At 61.0% G+C, this 18729-nt stretch carries 20 protein-coding genes and 2 tRNA genes; 20 read left to right on the top strand and 2 right to left on the bottom strand.

Annotated elements, in window-relative coordinates:
* Positions 1-104 precede the first annotated feature (104 nt).
* The 14 genes from AB1402_01665 (at position 105) to AB1402_01730 (ending at position 12214) form a co-directional block, all read left to right on the top strand.
* Positions 105-180, top strand: a tRNA-Glu gene (locus AB1402_01665).
* 25 nt (positions 181-205) lie between these two features.
* A tRNA-Gly gene (locus AB1402_01670) sits at positions 206-280 on the top strand.
* Positions 281-433: 153 nt separating this feature from the next.
* Positions 434-1066, top strand: a complete 633-nt coding sequence (locus AB1402_01675; protein MEW6540308.1) for a CBS and ACT domain-containing protein — start codon at positions 434-436, stop codon at positions 1064-1066.
* A gap of 25 nt (positions 1067-1091) precedes the next feature.
* On the top strand, positions 1092-1241 hold the full coding sequence (gene scfA / locus AB1402_01680) for a six-cysteine ranthipeptide SCIFF (protein ID MEW6540309.1): 150 nt from the start codon (positions 1092-1094) through the stop codon (positions 1239-1241).
* Positions 1242-1399: 158 nt separating this feature from the next.
* Complete coding sequence (scfB, locus tag AB1402_01685; GenBank protein MEW6540310.1) at positions 1400-2764, top strand: thioether cross-link-forming SCIFF peptide maturase; 1365 nt, start codon at positions 1400-1402, stop codon at positions 2762-2764.
* A gap of 112 nt (positions 2765-2876) precedes the next feature.
* Complete coding sequence (locus tag AB1402_01690; protein ID MEW6540311.1) at positions 2877-4229, top strand: M23 family metallopeptidase; 1353 nt, start codon at positions 2877-2879, stop codon at positions 4227-4229.
* Positions 4230-4556: 327 nt separating this feature from the next.
* Positions 4557-5141 carry a tetratricopeptide repeat protein gene (locus tag AB1402_01695; protein MEW6540312.1) on the top strand — a complete coding sequence of 195 codons (585 nt, stop codon included), beginning with the start codon at positions 4557-4559 and terminating at the stop codon, positions 5139-5141.
* Between the two features lie 64 nt (positions 5142-5205).
* Complete coding sequence (locus AB1402_01700; protein ID MEW6540313.1) at positions 5206-6153, top strand: hypothetical protein; 948 nt, start codon at positions 5206-5208, stop codon at positions 6151-6153.
* Between the two features lie 56 nt (positions 6154-6209).
* Positions 6210-7466: a UDP-N-acetylglucosamine 1-carboxyvinyltransferase gene (gene murA / locus AB1402_01705; protein MEW6540314.1), complete on the top strand. Its 1257-nt coding sequence runs from the start codon at positions 6210-6212 to the stop codon at positions 7464-7466.
* 503 nt (positions 7467-7969) lie between these two features.
* Positions 7970-9391: a dissimilatory-type sulfite reductase subunit alpha gene (gene dsrA, locus AB1402_01710; GenBank protein ID MEW6540315.1), complete on the top strand. Its 1422-nt coding sequence runs from the start codon at positions 7970-7972 to the stop codon at positions 9389-9391.
* 12 nt (positions 9392-9403) lie between these two features.
* Positions 9404-10594 carry a dissimilatory-type sulfite reductase subunit beta gene (dsrB, locus tag AB1402_01715; protein ID MEW6540316.1) on the top strand — a complete coding sequence of 397 codons (1191 nt, stop codon included), beginning with the start codon at positions 9404-9406 and terminating at the stop codon, positions 10592-10594.
* A gap of 29 nt (positions 10595-10623) precedes the next feature.
* Positions 10624-10857 carry a dissimilatory sulfite reductase D family protein gene (locus AB1402_01720; GenBank protein MEW6540317.1) on the top strand — a complete coding sequence of 78 codons (234 nt, stop codon included), beginning with the start codon at positions 10624-10626 and terminating at the stop codon, positions 10855-10857.
* Between the two features lie 97 nt (positions 10858-10954).
* Positions 10955-11584: a tetratricopeptide repeat protein gene (locus tag AB1402_01725; GenBank protein ID MEW6540318.1), complete on the top strand. Its 630-nt coding sequence runs from the start codon at positions 10955-10957 to the stop codon at positions 11582-11584.
* A gap of 12 nt (positions 11585-11596) precedes the next feature.
* Positions 11597-12214, top strand: coding sequence for a YkgJ family cysteine cluster protein (locus tag AB1402_01730; protein ID MEW6540319.1), 618 nt, complete (start codon positions 11597-11599; stop codon positions 12212-12214).
* A 223-nt stretch (positions 12215-12437) separates the two neighbouring features.
* Here the strand turns inward: AB1402_01730 and AB1402_01735 are convergent, their stop codons facing one another.
* Both AB1402_01735 and AB1402_01740 read right to left on the bottom strand, forming a co-directional pair.
* Complete coding sequence (locus AB1402_01735) at positions 12438-13670, bottom strand: DVU0298 family protein (protein ID MEW6540320.1); 1233 nt, start codon at positions 13668-13670, stop codon at positions 12438-12440.
* Entirely contained in the window at positions 13636-13878 is a 243-nt protein-coding gene (locus AB1402_01740) for a zinc ribbon domain-containing protein (protein MEW6540321.1), read from the bottom strand. Before AB1402_01740 ends, AB1402_01735 begins: the two co-directional genes overlap by 35 nt.
* A 176-nt stretch (positions 13879-14054) precedes the next feature.
* Here AB1402_01740 and AB1402_01745 point away from each other — a divergent pair, with 176 nt between their 5' ends.
* The 6 genes from AB1402_01745 to AB1402_01770 all read left to right on the top strand — a co-directional run bounded on the left by AB1402_01745 (position 14055) and on the right by AB1402_01770 (position 18726).
* On the top strand, positions 14055-14291 hold the full coding sequence (locus AB1402_01745) for a hypothetical protein (GenBank protein MEW6540322.1): 237 nt from the start codon (positions 14055-14057) through the stop codon (positions 14289-14291).
* Positions 14272-14454: a 4Fe-4S binding protein gene (locus AB1402_01750; protein MEW6540323.1), complete on the top strand. Its 183-nt coding sequence runs from the start codon at positions 14272-14274 to the stop codon at positions 14452-14454. Before AB1402_01745 ends, AB1402_01750 begins: the two co-directional genes overlap by 20 nt.
* Before the next feature lie 128 nt (positions 14455-14582).
* On the top strand, positions 14583-15350 hold the full coding sequence (locus AB1402_01755) for a respiratory nitrate reductase subunit gamma (GenBank protein MEW6540324.1): 768 nt from the start codon (positions 14583-14585) through the stop codon (positions 15348-15350).
* 27 nt (positions 15351-15377) lie between these two features.
* Positions 15378-16763, top strand: a complete 1386-nt coding sequence (locus AB1402_01760) for a (Fe-S)-binding protein (protein ID MEW6540325.1) — start codon at positions 15378-15380, stop codon at positions 16761-16763.
* A 99-nt stretch (positions 16764-16862) separates the two neighbouring features.
* Positions 16863-17180, top strand: a complete 318-nt coding sequence (locus tag AB1402_01765; protein MEW6540326.1) for a TusE/DsrC/DsvC family sulfur relay protein — start codon at positions 16863-16865, stop codon at positions 17178-17180.
* A gap of 151 nt (positions 17181-17331) precedes the next feature.
* Positions 17332-18726, top strand: coding sequence for a cobyrinate a,c-diamide synthase (locus AB1402_01770; GenBank protein MEW6540327.1), 1395 nt, complete (start codon positions 17332-17334; stop codon positions 18724-18726).
* Positions 18727-18729 lie beyond the last annotated feature (3 nt).

Consider the following 18729-nt stretch of genomic DNA (forward strand, 5'->3'; position numbering starts at 1 on the left):
GACTTGTTTTAGCCCATCCTCCGACCAGGCCCATCTAGGCCCGTCCACCGACCTTGACAGCCCTCCGGGGCTGTAGTAAGATAGTCACGTGTCTCACGAAGCGTGGCCCCATGGTCAAGTGGACTAAGACACCGGCCTTTCAAGCCGGTAACGCGGGTTCGAATCCCGCTGGGGTCACCAAATTAGTCGTTTGACCACCAATTATGCGGGTGTAGCTCAACGGTAGAGCACCAGCTTCCCAAGCTGGGGGTTGAGGGTTCGAGCCCCTTCGCCCGCTCCAAGAACCGCCTGAAGGGCCGGGGGTAACCCCCGGTTTCTTGTCTTTGGGATCCTTGGTGACAACGGGTTTGAGGCTCTCAAGAGCGTTGTCTATTGCCTGGAACACCCCGGGAGGATATAATGTAAACAAAACCTCTTAAGGGCGGTGAGAGCCATGTTTGTGCAGGATTGTATGTCCAGCAATCCCATCACCATCACCCTGGACACCCCCATTTTCCAGGCCTTGGACATAATGACCAGGCGCAAGGTGCGCCACCTGCCGGTATTCCAGGGTTCCCGCCTCGCGGGCCTGGTGACCGAGCGCGGTCTCCTGCAGGTCTCACCGTCCCCGGCCACCACGCTGAGCATGCACGAGTTGAACTATGTGCTGGCCAAGGTTACGGTGAAGGAAGCGTTGGTAAAGGACCCGGTCTGGGTCCCCCCGCAGATGCCGATCGAAGAGGCGGCCCAGGTAATGCGCCAGAAGAAGATCGGCAGCTTGCTGGTTATGGAGGACGGTAAACTGGTCGGGATCGTCACCCAAACCGACATTGTCGAGGCGCTGGTCCGGTTGTTCGGTCTGCACCGGGCGGGTACCAGGCTCGTTATCGACACGAAGGACCGGGTTGGCGTGCTGGCCGACATCACCCAGTTTTTCAAGGAGCGGAGCATCAACATCATCAGCGTCGTCACCATGCGGCGGGATGAGGAGCGGTTTCACCTGGTGTTTAGGATCAGCGCGGCCGATGCCGGAACATTGGTGGCCGAGATCGAAAACCTGGGGTTCAAGGTGGTTTCGGTAGGCTAGCCGGTATTCAAGGGAGGGGTCGTTTTTGGGCAAACACATCCGGACGGTCAACAAGAGCGTGCTCGGTCGGCGGAAAGAAGAGGCCTGCGGTGAATGCCAGACTTCATGTCAGTCGGCCTGCAAGACTTCCTGCACCGTGGGCAACCAGGTCTGCCTCAAGGAGAAAAAGGAGTAACCGTTCTGGGATACCCGGTGATTAACCGGGTATTAGTCTGCCTTTGCCGAGAAAAGGGGACAGTCCCCTTTTCTTCCCGGGGACTGTCCCCTTTTTCCGCGGATTGCGAATACCCAGGTCTTGTCTAAAATACGGGATTCCGGTGGCGAACAAGAGCTATGATTCATTGTTTTGAGGTCCACAACACCCGGCTGGTCCTGGACGCGCACAGCGTAAGCCTGCACGAGGTTGACGGCCCGGCCTGGGAGATTCTCACCGGCCGGTTCGGCGGGCGGCCGGAAACAGTGCGGGCGCTCCGGGAGCGGTACCCGGCGGTCGAAATCGAAGGCGCCCTCGGGGAAATCGAGGCCCTCCGGGACCAGGGATTGCTCTTTGCACCCGATCCGCATCCGAACTATCAACCTCCGCTCCCGGAAGTCAAAGCGTTGTGTCTTTATGTATCCCACCACTGCAATTTGGCCTGCCGGTATTGTTTCGCCCGGGCCGGGCGTCCGGAGGCGGTCCGGAAACTGATGCCGCCCGGCGTGGCCCGCCGGGCGGTCGACCTGCTCATCAGGGGGTCGGGTGCCCGCCGCCGCGTGGAAATCGACTTCTTCGGCGGGGAACCGCTTTTGAATTTGCCGGTGGTTCGGGACACCATCCGCTATGCCCGGAATCGGGGCGAGAAGGCCGGCAAGCACTTTGGTTTCACCGTGACCACGAACGGGCTTTCGCTGACGCCGGAGGTGCGGCGTTTTCTTCTGGACAATGAGGTCAACGTGGTGTTGAGCCTGGACGGCCGCCCCGAGGCGCACGACCGGTGGCGCCGCACGCCGGGGGGAGGGGGGTCGCACCGGGAAGTCCTGCCCAACATCAGGGACTACGTTTTGGAGTGGAAGTCCGGCCCGGGTTCCCGGGGTTACTACTACATCCGGGGAACTTTCACCCGTCAAAACCTGGATTTTGCCGCGGATTTCCGCTACCTGGCCGAACAGGGATTCCGCAACATCTCCCTCGAGCCGGTGGTCGCCCCGGAGGAGGAGGAATACGCCTTAAGTGAACGGGATCTGCCCCGGGTCCGGGCCGAATACGAGCGGCTGGCGGCCGTTTATCTGGATGCCCTCCGCGCTGACCCCGCGGTCCGGTTTTTTCACTTTGACATCGACCTGGACGCGGGATCGTGTTTGCCGAAGCGCTTGTCCGGCTGTGGCGCCGGTCACGCCTACCTCGCTGTCGACGCAGACGGCGGGCTTTTCCCCTGCCACCAATTCGTCGGTCAACGGGGGTTCCTGCTTGGTGATGTGTTCTCCGGAGTGGTGCGGGCGGACCTGGTTGATGATTTCCGTCAGGCCCACGTGTATAACAAAAAGGAATGCTCGGACTGTTGGGCCAAGTTTCTGTGCAGCGGGGGCTGTCACGCGCAAGCCTTCCTGGAGAACGGCTCGATCCACCACCCGAGCCGGTTGGGATGTGCCGCTATGCGTCACCGGCTGGAGTGCGCCCTGTACGTACAGGCCAGGAAAAGTCAGGATGCCGGAGCCTGAACGTGCCGGTGTTTTATGAAAAGGGATTAACGGGCTGCCGCTGGAAGTTTTTGTCTAGACCGGTGTTCAATTCTTATGGTACAATCCCGGTACACTGAGAGGGGGAGTGGTCTTGCCTCCGGAGTTCTTTTACAGCAAAGCGCCTCGAGTCCGGCGGCCCAATCCGCTGGGTATCGCCGTTTTTCTATTGTGCTTATTGGTCTTGGGCGGCAACAGTCTGGCGTTGGATAGTGGAACCTGGGCGGTGTCGGTTGAAGGTAAACCGGTGGCCCAGGTTTCTGATTTTGAGAGCCTGGAGCGGGCGCTTTACAGTCTTGCGTCTCAATATGGGGAAATTGAAGGCCGGCCTGTGCCCTGGGCCCGGGTCAACGCCGTGCGCGTATCGGGCGGGGGGGCCGCCGTCAGCGCCCAGGAACTCGAAGACCGGCTGGCGGAGGCGCTCGGGTTCGCCCGGGATGCGGTCGCGGTTCGTATTGACGGCCAGCAGCGTTTTGTGTTCGCGGACCGGCCCACGGCCAGGGAGTTCCTTGACCGGGTGTTGGATTCCTACACGGTCGAGGAGGGAGCCCAAAGGCGGTTCCTTGAGGACGTTCAGCTGGTGGGGACAAGGGTGCGCTGTGATGAGGTCGCCGGGTTGGATGAAGCGCTCTTCCTGGCCCGGCAGGACATTGAGAACGTACAGAAATACGTCGTTCGTGAGGGTGATACGCTCTGGGACGTGGCCGCGGAACACCGCCTGTCGGTGGCGGAGCTTCTGGCGTCCAATCCGGCGGTTAAGGAGACCAGTATTCTGGGCATTGGGGACGAACTGGTCATTGCCCGGCACAAACCCCTCCTGACGGTGGTGACCACTGCTCAGGTGGTGGAAACCCGGGAGATACCGTACAGAACCACGGTCCGGCGTGACCCGGGCCTGCCTGTCGGTCAGCGGAAGGTGCTGGAGGCCGGGGCCGCGGGTCTGGAGGAGGTCACACTCCGGGTGGTGCGCCAAAACGGCCGCCTGGTGGCGCAGGAGCGCCTGGAAGCGCGGGAGATCAAGCCCGTGGTCAACCGGGTTGAGGTGGCCGGTTCGAAGATTATCCTGGCGTCCCGCGGTGGGGGCGGCCAGTTGGCCTGGCCCGCGGGGGGCGGGGTGATTTCCCCGTTCGGTCCGCGCGGCGGTGGCTTTCACAGCGGCATTGACATCGGCGCCGGGCATGGTGCGCCGGTGGTGGCCGCCGGACCGGGAGTGGTGGTCCGGGCCGGTTGGCACGGCGGCTACGGGAACGTGATCGACATCAGTCACGGCAACGGGGTGGTCACCAGGTACGCGCACCTTTCTTCGGTAGCGGAGTCGGCCGGGCAGGAAGTCGACCGCGGGCAGTACATCGGCGCCGTCGGCAGCACCGGCAGGTCGACCGGTCCGCACCTGCACTTTGAGGTGCTCATAAACGGCCGGGCCCAGAACCCGTTGAACTACCTGTAAACAGAACCGGTGCGGGCAAATTGCAGCTAAGGTGGGGACCAGGTCGCTCTTTTCCGGAAATGCCTTCCGGCTGCCGGGTTGGGACCAAAGCCGATTTGGAAGGCGCAACTCGCCCGGTTTGTATTTGTTGCTCACCCGGTGGATCTGGCTTTGCTTTCCGCTCTCGCACCTCGCGTCAGCGTTCCGTGCATTCTTGTTCCCGACGCACCTTTCCTCTGAATTCTGACTCCTGACTTCTGGATTCTTGGTTTTTGCCCTTCGCCGGTGAATAAGGTTATAATAATTCAGGCCTTCGGACTCCTTTGATTCACTACTCCGGTTGGGGTGATGACTTTGCCAAGACGGTGGAAAACGTGGCAGAAGGTTGGTTTCTGGGCGATCACCGTCCTGATCGCCGTCGGTCTGGTAGCTCCTTCAGTCGTAGGGCTTTGGGGCTTGGAGGGTCAGGACCGGCCCGAAGTTCCCGGCCCGGCGCCCGCTCTGGACGACTTCGCCCGGGAGGTCCGGCAACTCGAACAAAAGGTCCGCGACAACCCCTCGGACGTTGAAAGCCGGATCCGCCTGGCCGTCGCTTACCGGGACATGATGGACTACGAGCGTTCCATCGCGTTGTTTGAAGAGACGCTCGCCCTGGAGGCGGGCAACCAGCGGGTGCGCCTGGACCTGGCGGAGATGTATCTGCAACTGGGCGAGCACGAACAGGCGATCGGGCAGCTCGAGGCGCTGCTGGAAACAAACCCGGAGCACCACCGGGCTCTCTACCTCTACGGATTGGCGCTCGGGTCCGGGCGGGAGGATTACCCGGAAGCGGTCCGCGCGCTGGAGCGTTTTCTGGCCCTGGTTGGCACCGGCCCCGAGGCCGAATACGCCCGGACCTTGATCCAGAAGTGGACCGCCGGTCAAAAGCGGTAACGCCCGGTTCGGTTTGCACAAAATACCTGTTGGCCCGGTCCGGAGACAAGGGTTATAATTTGCGTTGAGACGGCCTAAGTTCGACCTGCTCCAGTCCGCCGCAATACTGTGGGGACAGCCGCCGGAGCAAAGAGGAGTGGCGCGATTGTCCCGCAAAGCCCGCCTCCTGGCCCGGTTGACGATTGTATCCGTACTGGTTGGTTCGTTGGCACTGACGAAAATACCCGCCGCTCCCAATTTGTATATCAACTCCCTGATCCGGGAAATCAATAAACGAGTTCTGGTCTGGTACGGCTATGCCCGGGGAATGGACGCGCTCTCTGGGGAGCGGTTTGTCGTTTTGTTCCGGGACGGCCAAAAACGGGAAGCCGAAATGATTTTGGCGGCCGCCGAAGGTTTTTACCCGGCCCTTGCCGAACAGTTTGGACTGGAGATTCGGGGCCCGGTCCCGGTGCTGCTCTACGACGACCGGGAAAGCTTGAACAAAAGCTTCGGCTGGCCGGCTGACGCCGATACAATGGGTGTGTACTGGGCGGGCAGCATCCGGGTGCTGTCTCCGGACGCCTGGATCGATCCGGCGGACGAGCGGGACTACTACCGGGTGTTCGCCGAACTTGGGCCCATGCCGCACGAGATTGCGCATCTTTTTGTGGACCATCTTTCTATGGGCAACTGTCCCCGTTGGTTCAACGAGGGGGTCGCCCAGTATCAGGAGTACCGGCTTACCGGGTTCCATTTTGGGGAGGCGGGCCGCTTCCCGCTGGACAGAGCGTTTTCGCCGGCGGAATTGGCTGGTTTCGACACGCTGGAAAATCAGCATCTGGCTTACCACCAGTCGTTCAGTATCGTTGCCTTTTTGGTGGAAACCTACGGCTGGCCCGCCGTCGTCTCCGTCCTAAAAAAATTAGGGCGGGGGGCGACACTGGAGGAGGGTCTGAACGAAGCCTTCGAAATTGATCTCATTACTTTGGACGGAGAGTGGAAGCGTTGGGTAAAGCACCGGCAGGAATAGACCCGGCCCCCAAGAATATCAAGCTGGCCGTCGACCAATTGGGGGACAGGCGGACCCTGAACAAAATGGTGGTGTCCGGTTCCCGGCCGCTTCAGGGCCGGATTCGGGTCAGCGGGGCCAAGAACGCGACCCTGGCCATTCTGTGCGCCTGTGTGCTGTCCAAGAACGAAGTGATTCTCGAGAATATCCCCGACATCAGTGATGTGCGGGTAATGCTGGAGATAATCTCCTACCTGGGGTTGCGGGCCGCCTGGCTCGGTGAGGACGTATTGAAGATTTCCGGCGCCGCCCGGGTGGGTGATGATACGCCGTACCAGTTGACCAAGAAACTCCGGGCCTCGAACCTGTTGCTCGGACCCCTGATGGCCCGAAACACGGCGGCCCGGGTAGCCCTGCCCGGAGGGTGCGCCATCGGCAGCCGGCCCATGGATCTCCACTTCAAAGGCTTGACCAGCATGGGGGCCGACCTGGAGATCCGCGGCGGTTATATCGAAGGACGGGTGTCGGGGCGGCTCCAGGGAGCCAGGGTTTACCTGGACTTTCCCAGCGTGGGGGCCACGGAGAACATCATGATGGCCGCCGCTTTGGCCGAAGGACAGACCATCCTTGAAAACGTGGCCAAAGAGCCCGAGATCGTCGACCTCGCCCATTTCCTGAACGCCATGGGGGCGAAGATACGCGGGGCCGGCACTGACGTGATCCGCATCGACGGCGTGCCTGAGCTTTTTGCCCCGGTTCGGCACAGTGTCATCCCCGACCGCATCGAGGCCGGAACTTTTATGGTGGCCGCCGCCGCCACCCGGGGCGACGTGACCCTGGAACATGTCATTCCGCCCCACGTTGAGCCTGTGAGCGCAAAGCTCAGGGAAGCCGGCGTCCGGGTCGAGGAAGCCGAGGACACCATCCGGGTGTCCACTCCGGAGCCCTTGCTGCCGATCAGTATCAAAACGATGCCCTATCCCGGGTTTGCCACCGACATGCAGTCGCAGATGATGAGTCTTTTGTCGGTTGTTCCGGGAACCAGCATCATTGTGGAGAATATCTTCGAGAACCGTTTCCAGGTCGCCCAGGAATTGCGGCGCATGGGCGCCCAGATCAAGGTGGAGGGCCGGGTGGCGGTTGTCGAGGGGATACCCCGGTTGCACGGTACCCAGGTCAAGAGCACCGATCTGCGGGCCGGGGCCGCTCTGGTGATCGCCGGCCTGATGGCCGAGGGCGTCACCGAAATCCAGAACGCCCATTTCATTGACCGCGGTTACCGTGATCTGGAAGCGCGGCTGGCAAGCCTGGGCGCCGATGTAAAGCGGATGTAGTTTCTGCCTGGCGTGCATGTAATACCCGGCACAAAAAAAATACCCCTTCAGGCAGGAATAATCAAAAACACCACGAAGTCTGTTCAAGTGAGTTATCATATCGCATCTGGCGCACAGACCCGTTTTGGGGAATGTGTCCAGCCTCTGGTGCCTTCCACCGCCGGTGGCCTTCGTTGTTGGGGGAACTGGGTGGGTTTTGGTGCCTTTTTGCCGAAATCTTTGGCTGACTCAAAATCTAGTTATCCAGTTCGAAGGGGGGCAGTGAAGCGCTTCGGAAGAAAGCGCCATGCGGCATTCACCCGGATGGCGTTAGAAAGGGCGCCACTGGTCTCCCGTTGTGGAGTTGAGTGCAGTAAAAGCCGGGCAAAAAGGGACTTTCCATAAGTAGGTTCACACGGTTGTGGCAAGCGTTGAATTGTTGTTCTGGAGGGGGGTGCAACCGAACCGATTTTGGCGCTTCCTGGGACCATTCTCGACGAGTACTTATCAAGGAGGTATTAAGTATGGCTTTTGAGCCGAAACGGCCACAGAAAACGTACACCTATGATGACGTGCGCCTCTTCACCGACGAAGAACTGAAGAACTACACGGCGGAAGAAGAGAAGAATTTTAAGATAAAGCACGACATCCCGTTGCTGGAAAAGCTGGAAAGCGGCCCGTGGCCCAGCTTCGTGGCGGACGCCAAGCGCTATGCGCTTCGCCGGCGCAAGCTTGGTGAAGAGGGCAAGCTCCTGATCAGCCCGGACGTGGTTGAGGACCTGCTCGGCCAGGTGGAGTTGTCCTTTGTACATGGTGAGACGCACTGGAAGCACGGCGGCATCGTCGGCGTGATCGGTTACGGCGGCGGCGTCATCGGCCGCTATTCCGACCTGGCGGCGAAATATCCGGGCGTGGCGCACTTCCATACCGTTCGCGTCGCCCAGGTGCCCAGCAAGTTCTACAACACCGCTTTCCTGCGCGGCCTCGCCGACCTCTGGGAGTACCGCGGCAGCGGCATGCTCAACCTGCACGGCTCCACCGGCGACATCATCCTCCTCGGCACCTTCACCGAGCAGTTGGAGCCCCTCTTCCAGGAACTTACCCAGGTCCTGGACGTGGACCTCGGCGGCTCCGGCTCCAACCTGCGCACGCCGGAGTGCTGTCTGGGCAAGGCCCGTTGCCAGTACGCCCTGTACGACACCCAGGAAATGTGCTACGAAATGACCATGCACTACCAGGACGAACTGCACCGGCCGGCCTTCCCGTACAAGTTCAAGTTCAAGTTCGACGGCTGCCCGAACGGTTGCGTGGCCTCCATCGCCCGCGCGGACCTCTCCTTCATCGGCACCTGGTGTGACGACATCCGGATCGACCAGGACGCGGTGCAGGGCTACATCAACGGCGAGTTCCCGCCCGGCGGCGGCAGCCACTCCGGCAAAGACTGGGGCAAGTTCGACATCTACGCGGAGGTCATCGACCGCTGCCCGACCGGCTGTATGTCCCTGGAAGGCGGCGAACTGGTGATCGACAACCCGAACTGCACCCGGTGCATGCACTGCATCAACACCATGCCGCGGGCGCTCAGACCCGGCGTCGAGACCGGCGTCAGCTTGCTGTTCGGCGCCAAGGCGCCGATCCTGGAAGGCGCGCAGATGTCGGTGCTGGTGATCCCCTTCATGAAGGCGGAGCCCCCGTACGACAACGTCAAGGAAATGATCAACAAGATGTTCGAGTGGTGGATGGACGAGGGCAAGAATCGCGAGCGTCTCGGTGAAACCATCCAGCGCGTCGGCCTGCAGCGTTTCTGCGACATCATGGGCTTGCCGCCCGCGCCGCAGATGGTGAAGGAGCCGCGGACCAACCCGTACATTTTCTGGAAGGAAGAAGACGTGCCGGGCGGCTTCGAGCGCGATATCAACGACTACCGGTCCAGACACGCAAGATAGGAGGTTTGAAGGATGGCGTTATCTAAAGACAGACTCGGCAGGTTCAACCCGGACAAACACATGGAAGGCCGGGTGACGGACATCGGCCCGCGTCACTACTGGCAGTTCTTCCCGCCCGTAATTCAGAACAACTACGGCAAGTGGGCCTACCACGAAATCCTGGAGCCGGGCGTGCTGGTACACGTGTCCGAGACCGGCGACAAGGCGTTCACCGTTCGGTGCGGCGGCATGCGGTTCATGACCGTCGACTTTGTGCGGGAGCTGTGCGACATCGCCGATCGGTTCTCCGACGGCTATGTGCGTTTCACCACCCGCAACAATATCGAATTTATCGTAGACAGCCTGGAAAAGGTCGAGGCCCTGAAGGCGGAACTCGCCAAGCACACCTTCGCCATCGGCGGCAGCCTCAAATTCCCGGTGGGCGGGACGGGTGCGGGCGTGACCAACATCGTCCACACCCAGGGCTTCATCCACTGCCACACGGCGGCCGTGGACGCCTCCTCCATGGTGAAGGCGCTCATGGACGGACTGTTTGAGCACTTCACCTCGATGGACCTGCCGGCCCAGGTCCGGGTTTCCATGGCCTGCTGCCTGAACATGTGCGGCGCCGTACACTGCTCGGACATCGCGCTTCTCGGCTACCACCGCAAGCCCCCGGCTATCGACCACGAAGTCTTGCACAAGATCTGCGAGATTCCGCTGGCCATCGCCTCCTGCCCGACGGCGGCCATTTCCCCCGCCAAGACCGAGGACGGCCTGAAGACGGTCAAGCTCAAGGTGGAACGGTGCATGTTCTGCGGCAACTGCTACACCATGTGTCCGGCGCTGCCGCTGGCGGACGGCCAAGGCGACTGCGTGGTCATGATGGCGGGCGGCAAGGTGTCCAACCGGATCAGTATGCCCACGTTCTCCAAGGTCGTTATCCCGTACCTGCCGAACAACCACCCCCTGTTCCCGGAAGTGGTGGAGGCGACGAAACAGGTGCTGAACGCGTACGCGGCCGACGCCCGCAAGTACGAGCGCATCGGCGACTGGGCCCAGCGGATCGGCTGGGAGAAGTTCTTCGAGAAGTGCAACCTGCCCTTCACGGAGCACCTGATCGACGATTACCGGCTGGCGTACGACACCTACCGCACCAGCACGCAGTTCAAGTACACCGAGGCGGCGTGGGCGGTTACCAGGGCGGCCGAAGGAGAAGAATAGGACCATCAGATTAAGGGAGATGCTAACGAATGGACGACCTTAAGCAAGCGATCGTGGAGTACTTGCAGAGCGGAAAGACCAAGACGAAGTTTTACTTCAACGAAATCGACAAGGCCGTTAAGGACAAGATTCCGAGCGCCAAAACCCTGCAAGTCAAAAAGGCCTGCTCGGCCCTGATCAATGAGGGTGTGCTGGAGTACTATTCCACCGGCAGCACCACATTGTACGGGCTGAAAGGCGCTGGTATCCGGTCGGAGGGTTAAGGCCGGCGGACATTTTTGAAGCTAGGGTGAAGAGAGAGGCTGCCCCGGAGCTGCGGGCGGCCTCTTTCCCTGCCGTTGCGTAAAGGAGGTGAGGCGGATGCCGCGAGAACCGCAAGGTTCCGAAGAATTCATCGCCGAGCAAAAGCGGATCCTGAAACAACACGAGGAGTGCGCCACCGCCGCCTACAACCTGGGGGTGGCGATGATGCAGCAGAACCGGCTTGCTGAGGCCCGGGAACACTTCGAGAAGGCGATCGAGACGGGCAGCCGGATGTTCGAAGCCTACGTCAACCTCGGTTACATCCACTTTAAAGAGGGCGACGTGGAAATGGTGGCCGAAGTCAACCGGAAGGCCGTGGAACTGGAGCCGCGCTACGCCCGTGGTTACGCGAACCTGGGCTTCGCTTATCTTCAAATGGCCCGGACCGGTGAGGCGATCGAGGCCCTGGAAAAAGCGCTGGCACTCAACCCGGAGATCGTTCAGGCCTGGAACAACCTGGCCAACGCCCACCTGCAGCAGGGCGACGCGGACAAGGCGATCGAAGCCGGCGAAAGGTTGGTGGCCCTTGCTCCGGACTTCGGTCTGGGACACAACAATCTGGCCGTGGCCTATTACCATAAGGGGAATTTCCCCAAGGCGCTCGAGCATGCCGATATCGCCGCGGGCCAGGGCTTCGCGCTGCACCCGGAGTTCGTGAAGATACTCGATACCTATCGCCAAGAGTAAAGGAAGAACACCATGCCGGAAGAATTGTTCCGCGAATACGAGCAGCTGGTGGCGGGTGCGGACGCGGCGTTTCAGAAAATGGAGCGCGAGCACGGCGAGCGGATCCGTTGCGCCAGGCACTGCGTGGATTGCTGTCACGCCATTTTTGGCCTGTTCCTGATCGAGTCCGTCTATCTGAAGCAGCTTTTCGAGGAACTGGGGCCGAACGAGAAAGCGGCCGTACTTGTGCGGGCGGACAAGGCGGACAAGGCGCTGGCGGCGCTGGAGAAAAGCCTCAAGGAGCAGGACGACCCGCACTTGCAGTCCTACGCGCTGGCCCGGGAGAAAATCCGCTGTCCGCTGTTGGACGACCGGGACGAATGTGTGCTCTACCCCTTCAGGCCCATCACCTGCCGTGTGTACGGCATCCCGACGATGATCGGCGGCGGGGCTTTTGTCTGCGGCCAAGCCGGGTTCGAAGAGGGGCAGTCCTATCCGGCCTTCGATCTTGACGCCGTCTACCGGAGCCTGCACCAACTGTCGAAGGAGCTTCTGGCCAGGACCGGGGAGACAGACCTGGAGCGGGCGGACTTGTTGGTGTCCGTGTCCAAGACCTTGAAATCTTCCCTGGAAGAGCTGATCAAGCTTTAGGGAATAGAATTCAGAATTCAGGAGCCAGAATTCAGAATTCAGGAGTCAGGAGTCAGAAGGAGGGGACAGAGAACCGGGGCTGGAACCGCATAAAAGCCCCGGCCTGCTTGTTTCTCCTACTGGCGAAAAAGGGGCCAGGCCCCTTTTTTCACGTGTTGTATGTGGTGCCGCGCGGCGGCCACGGTTGTCTCATTCTGGATTCTGAATTCCGGCTTCTGAATTTTCATGTTGTGTGAGGCCGTGTGGCGGCCTGCTTTCTCTCATTCTGGATACTGAATTCTGGATTCTGCATTGGATCCCGGTTTCCGGCTTCCATATTTTCCAGGGCCTCCGCGGCCAGCCGGCCGACCGTCTTTGGCACGATTGCTCCGTCCTCGTGGAACCAAACCGTCTCATCCCGGCCGGTGATTGCCGCCAGGCCGGGTCTCGCTTCGGGGGCGGCCAAACGGCCGAGCACCCACGCCGTGCAACCACAGGTCTCCGGGTTGGGGTCCTGAAGGAAAGACAAAAGACGCGGGATAGTCCAGCGGATTAAATCCGGCCGGACCCGGGCGACGGTACCTATGCTCCTAACGGCTTGCGGCCGAAGGCCTTCGTCCTGCAAGAACTGGTACAAAACCGGGATGTAGCCGCCAAAAACTCTGGGCGCGCCGGCGATGATTTCACCGATCGCCTCCAGGGCGCCCCAGTTCGACGCGGCGGAATACTGAAACGAGTTGGCCAGTTCGTGGAGCAGGTTGGCGACCGGGGCCGGGTCTTCCGCGGCGATCACGGCGCAAACCCGGCCCAGGGTCTCGGTCACCCGGAAACGGAAAAGCCGGTCCCCTGAGCACAGGAGACGCTGCAGGTGCCGCAGGACCTTCTTGTCCTGCGCGGCGGCGGCCTCCAGGAGCGGGCCGATGCGGTTTTCACCTATCAGCTCTTCAACCTGTTTTTTGGTCAGCAGGCTTTTGCGGATGGCGGGAACCTTGGCGGCGGCCCGAACGAACGGTTCGGGCTCCGACAGGAGCAGTTTCCTTGCTGCTCCTTCACCGGTCACTTCACGGATGTCCCGGTGGAGGCGTACAAAGTACAGGGCGCCGGCGATCCTCCGCCCTTCGTAGGCACCCCCGGGCACAATATAGTGCGATTCGGCGTCGTATCTTTCAAGGATCTTGTCCGTGTAGTCCTCTCCGGACGCCAGGTCCGAGGCCAGCTCCCAATCCATGTCACAGGCCAGGACCAGCGCTTCCAGAAAGGCCGTCCCCAGGTTGTGTCCCGTAATGTCAAATATGTACACCGCGCCGCAGGCGCAAGCGCCCGCGGGCATCTCTCCGGGCCGGCGGGTCTTCAACTCGCGCGGCCGGTCAACGGCCAGCCCGCAAAAGGGGCAGGACACTTTTTTGACCGGTTCTTTGCCCAAGCTCACGTTGACCACGGCCTTACCTGGTCGGTCCCGGTAATTCCAGGGTGGCACAAGTGTTCCCCGAACTGCACGACTTGGTCGTGATCTTTGGTTTTTGCGGCTTACCGGAACCCATTACGTAATTGGTGCTGCTGATCACGCGCTCGAACGATTCCGAACGGCATTGGGGACAGGCGATTTCCACCTTTTCGTCCGAATTGCGGAAGAGCTGCTCAAAAAGGTGGCCGCACTCCAGGCAGCGAAACTCGAATACAGGCACCAATATCCCCTCCCTTAAAAAAGGACCGGCTAAAACGCGTTAATGCGCCACCGCACTCAGAATATCAGCAGTCCGGGGCGCTTGTCAATTGACGACGATCCGCAACCGGCCACGGCGCCTTGTTGCGAACGACGTCGGACTATGCGCTTGGAGGCCATCGGGAGGTCTGGGGACGGGTGGAGCCGGAATCCCCTCAAGCGCCGGTGGAAAAGGGGGAGGCATTGTTGTTTGAAAAGTCAGACTGTGCAAAAAAGTTGTTCTTCATGAGCAGGAATATGGTTGGCGGTCACGAATACATGCGTGTGGAAATGGCTGTCCCTGGCCGGATGTCCGGCGAAAAACCGGCCGGTCGGCTAAATGAAAAAATTAATATCAAAGGGGGGGTAAGGGAGCATGTTCGTGGTGACCGTTGACCGGGATGTCTGCGACGGTTGCGGAGAATGCACGGAGTCCTGTCCGTCGGAAACCCTCAAACTTATCGATGGAAAGGCGCAGGTGGTAAACGACGAGTGTATGGGCTGCGAGACCTGTGTCACCATCTGCCCGACCGGCGCGGTGACGCTGCAAGAGGTGTAGCGGCGGTCCAGACAGGTACCGGGGGGTGAATTTAAGGAAGGAGTTCGTAACCGTACATGGTCTGAGGGGGGTAAAAGACCCCTTTGTTTCACCATTTGACCATTTCCCAAAGAAGGAGGTGTTGCTAGGTGAACGTTTTTATCGGTCAGATTCTGCCTTACGTGGCGGTCACCGTGTTTCTGGGCGGCGTGGCCTGGCGGATCTGGCGCTGGATGATCCCGCGGATCGTGCATAACATCACCTTGTCCCCGTGGCCGAAGAGCTGGTCGGCGGCCATCGTTTGGATGCTTTGGCAACTGGCCACTTTCTGGAACCTCTTAAAGTTTGACCGGCCGCTGTGGTTCGGTGCCTGGTTTATGCACATCGCCCTGTTTCTCATGCTGGCGGGGCATGTTCAGGCTTTTTACACCCTGGGGTTGCAGTTCCACATCCTGGTGCCCGGCTTGATCACTCCGGAGCTGAGCCTGTGGATGTCGTTCTGGTTCGGTACCGTCCTGGGTTTGGTCTTCCTGCTGGCGCTGCTGTACCTGCTGGGGCGGCGCCTGGTCAACGAGCCGGTCCGGGTCATCTCCTCGGCGAGTGATTATGTGCACCTGCTGCTGCTGATCGGCATCGCCACGCTCGGCAATATCATGCGCATCTTCCCCGAGTACCACGTGGGTTACGTCCCGGTTCGGGAGTACCTCGCGGGACTTTTCCTTTTCCAGCCGCACCCGATGCCCGACAGCCTTTTGTTTCTAGCCAAGTTCACGCTGGTAATGATCCTGATGATTATCTTCCCGTTCAGCAAACTGATGCACTCTTTCGGCTTCTTCTGGGAGCGGTGGATCGTCAACCGGCCGTTCCATGAACCGGCCCGCGGTCTGCCGGGCGCCGGGGTGCAGCTTCCCAAATAGGCGTTTGAGAAAGGAGGTGTTCCTTAAATGAGTGAAGCGAATGGGTTGAGGCAGCCCAAGCGGGCTACCGAAGACCTGTTTTTGAAACTGGGGGTCGTGCCCGTACCAGACGGCGAGAAAGCGGCGGCGGCAATCGGGCATCTTGACGAGTTCCGGACCAAGGTACGTTCCTTTGTGATGGCCATGGAGTCGTGCGTCAAGTGCGGCGCCTGTGCCGAGAACTGCCACACCTACCTGGGGACGCGGGATCCGAACAACATCCCGGCCGGCCGGGCGGACCTGATCCGTAAAGTCTACAAGCGCCACTTCACCGTGCAGGGGAAACTCTTCCCCGGTCTGGTGGGCGCCCAGGACCTGGACCTGGAAACTATTGAGAAGTGGTACAGCTACTACTACCAGTGTTCCGAGTGCCGGCGCTGCGCGCACGTCTGCCCGTTCGGCATCGACACCGCCGAGGTGACGATGATCGGGCGGCAGATCCTGTTTTGGCTGGGCATCGGGCCGCAACTCCACACCGCCACCTCGGGCGCGATTTTAAAGACCGGCAACCATATGGGCCTGACCCAGGCCGGGATGATCGACACGCTCGACTTTCTGTCCGAGGAGATCGAAGAGGAGTACGAAGGACTCAAGGTCACGTTCCCGGTCGACAAGCCCAATTCGGACGTCCTGTACGTCCCGTCCTCGGCGGACTTCATGTTGAACGCCAACACGCTGAAGGGCGCGGCCATGTTCCTCCAGTACGTCGGCGCCAACTGGACCATCTCCAGCCGGATCACCGAGGCCGGTAACTTCGGCTACCTGATGGACCAGAACCGCATCATGCGGGAGATGGTGACCAGGCTGATGGAGGAAACCACCCGCCTGGGCTGCAAGAAGATCGTCTGGGGCGAGTGCGGCCACGGCTGGCGGGCGACCAAGATGTACGTGCCGACAATGTCCGACATGCCGGCTTCCAGAAGGGTCCCGATGACCCATATCCATGACGAGATTGAGGCTTACGTCAAAGCCGGGCTGCTGGAGCTGGATCCAAAGCGCAACGCGCGGAAGATTACGCTGCACGATCCGTGCAACTACGCACGGGCCTGCGGGCACAGCGACAACATGCGCGTGATCATGAACGCGGTGGTGCCGAAGGGCGCCTTCACGGAAATGAGGCCCAACCGGGAGGCCAACTTCTGTTGCGGCGGCGGTTCCGGAATCCTGTTTGACGATAAGAAGATGTACGAATACCGGATCTTGGCCTCCAACAAGAAGGCCGAACAGGTGCGGGCGACCGATGCGGAGGCCCTGTGCGCGCCGTGTTCCATCTGTAAAGCCCAGCTCTACCCCATGGTTAAGGAACACAAGCTACCCGTGGAAGTGGTGGGGCTGGTGGACCTGGTGGGCAACGCGCTGGTATTTCGCGACTAGCGGCGGCCGTGTTATAATTCGACTGACAAGCCGTTTGGTCCCGGGTACCGGCACTTTAAAAAGGAGTTCAATTTATTTTTTAAGGAGGTGTTTGGACAAATGCCGTTTATCGAGGTTGACGGAAAACAGGTGGAAGTCGACGAGGACGGTTTCATGGTCGACCCCGCGGCCTGGTGGCCGGGGTGGGCGCACTATGTGGCCAAATCGGAGGGGATCGGTGAGCTGACCGAGCGGCACTGGCACGTGATCGAGTTCCTGAAAGATTACTACGCCAAGACCGGTATCGCCCCGATGATCCGCAAGCTCTGCAAGGAAAGCGGCATCCCCCTGAAGGAGATGTACGAGCTGTTCCCCACGGGCCCCGCGAAAGGCGCCTGCAAATGTGCGGGTCTGCCCAAGCCCACCGGCTGCGTGTAATCAGCGGCTATTTTGCCAAAGCTTAACCCGGGGACCCCACCCCGGGTTAAGCGTGTCTATGAGGGCGGAGTCGAGCGTATCAAATCACCGGGGCAGTCGCCGGGCCTCCCGTCCCGATTTAGCTGTCTTTGAGGCGGGTGTTGACGTGCAGGTGGAAGGAAGGCCGCGGGTGGTCATTGCCGCGCCGCAGGGCCGGTCGGGAAAAACAACGGTTACCGCTGCGTTGATCGCCGCCCTGCGTGGGCGGGGGTTGGCGGTTCAGCCGTTCAAAAAGGGTCCCGACTTCATCGACCCGAGCTGGCTGACGCGGGTGGCCGGCCGAAGTTGCCGCAACCTGGACCGTTTTCTGATGGACGAACCGACCCTGGTTGGTTCGTTCATGCGGGCGACGGCGGAGGCGGATATCGCCGTGATTGAAGGGGCGATGGGCCTGTTTGACGGAGTGGACGTGGAGGGAAGCGGCAGCACCGCGGAGATCGCGCACCTTCTGGAAGCGCCGGTCATCCTGGTGGTGAACGCGGTGCGGATGACCAGAAGCGCCGCCGCAGTCGTGCTCGGCTGCCAAATGCTCGACCCGCGGGTACACTTGGCCGGCGTGGTGTTCAACAACGTGGCCCGGCAGCGGCACCGGGACCTGCTGACGGCGTCCGTCGAGCGCTATTGCCGCGTGCCGGTGCTGGGGGCCGTGCCCAAGAACCGGTCCTATGAAGTGCCTGACCGGCACCTGGGTCTCATTCCCGCCGGCGAGGACGAAAAGCTCTTAAGTGCGGTCCACGCCTGGTCCGCCGACGCCCAGACTTTTCTGGACGTCGACCGTATCCTGGAAATCGCCCGCGCGGCACCGCCGCTCCCCGTGCCGCCACCGCTCCCGGCCGCCGCGGCGCCAAACGGGGATGAGCCGCTGATCGCCGTAGTCCGGGACCGGGCTTTCAGCTTTTACTACCCCGAAAACCTGGAGGCCCTGGAACGGGCCGGGGCCCGTCTGGTTTACATTGATGCCCTGCACGGCACCCTCCCGGAGGTGGATGGGCTTTATGTAGGCGGCGGCTTCCCGGAAGTGTTTGCCGCCGAACTGGAGTCCAATGAGCGCATGCGGGAAGCCGTCCGCAGGCGGGTCGAGGCCGGGTTGCCCGTTTACGCCGAATGCGGCGGGTTGATGTACTTGGGTAAGAGGCTGGCCTGGAAAGGGAAAAGCTACGCCATGACCGGGGCGCTGCCCTTTGAGGTCGACCTGGATGAGCGGCCCCGGGGGCACGGGTACATGATTGTGGATGTCGTGCGGGACAATCCCTACTTCCCGGTCGGAACCACCATCAGGGGCCATGAGTTCCACCACTCGCGGGTGCACGCCTTGGACACCGGGACCGTCGCCATGGCGTTCAAGGTGCGCAAAGGATACGGCATTGACGGCGAGCGGGACGGAATCGTTTACCGGAACGTACTGGCGGCCTACAACCACATCCACGCCTTGTCCGTACCCGGATGGGCGCCGGGGTTCGTGTTGCGGGCCGCTGCTTACAGGGTGCAGAAGAACAAGGAGGTTTGAAGC

The sequence above is a fragment of the Bacillota bacterium genome (genome assembly GCA_040757205.1).
GTDB lineage: Bacteria > Bacillota > Desulfotomaculia > Desulfotomaculales > Desulforudaceae > Desulforudis.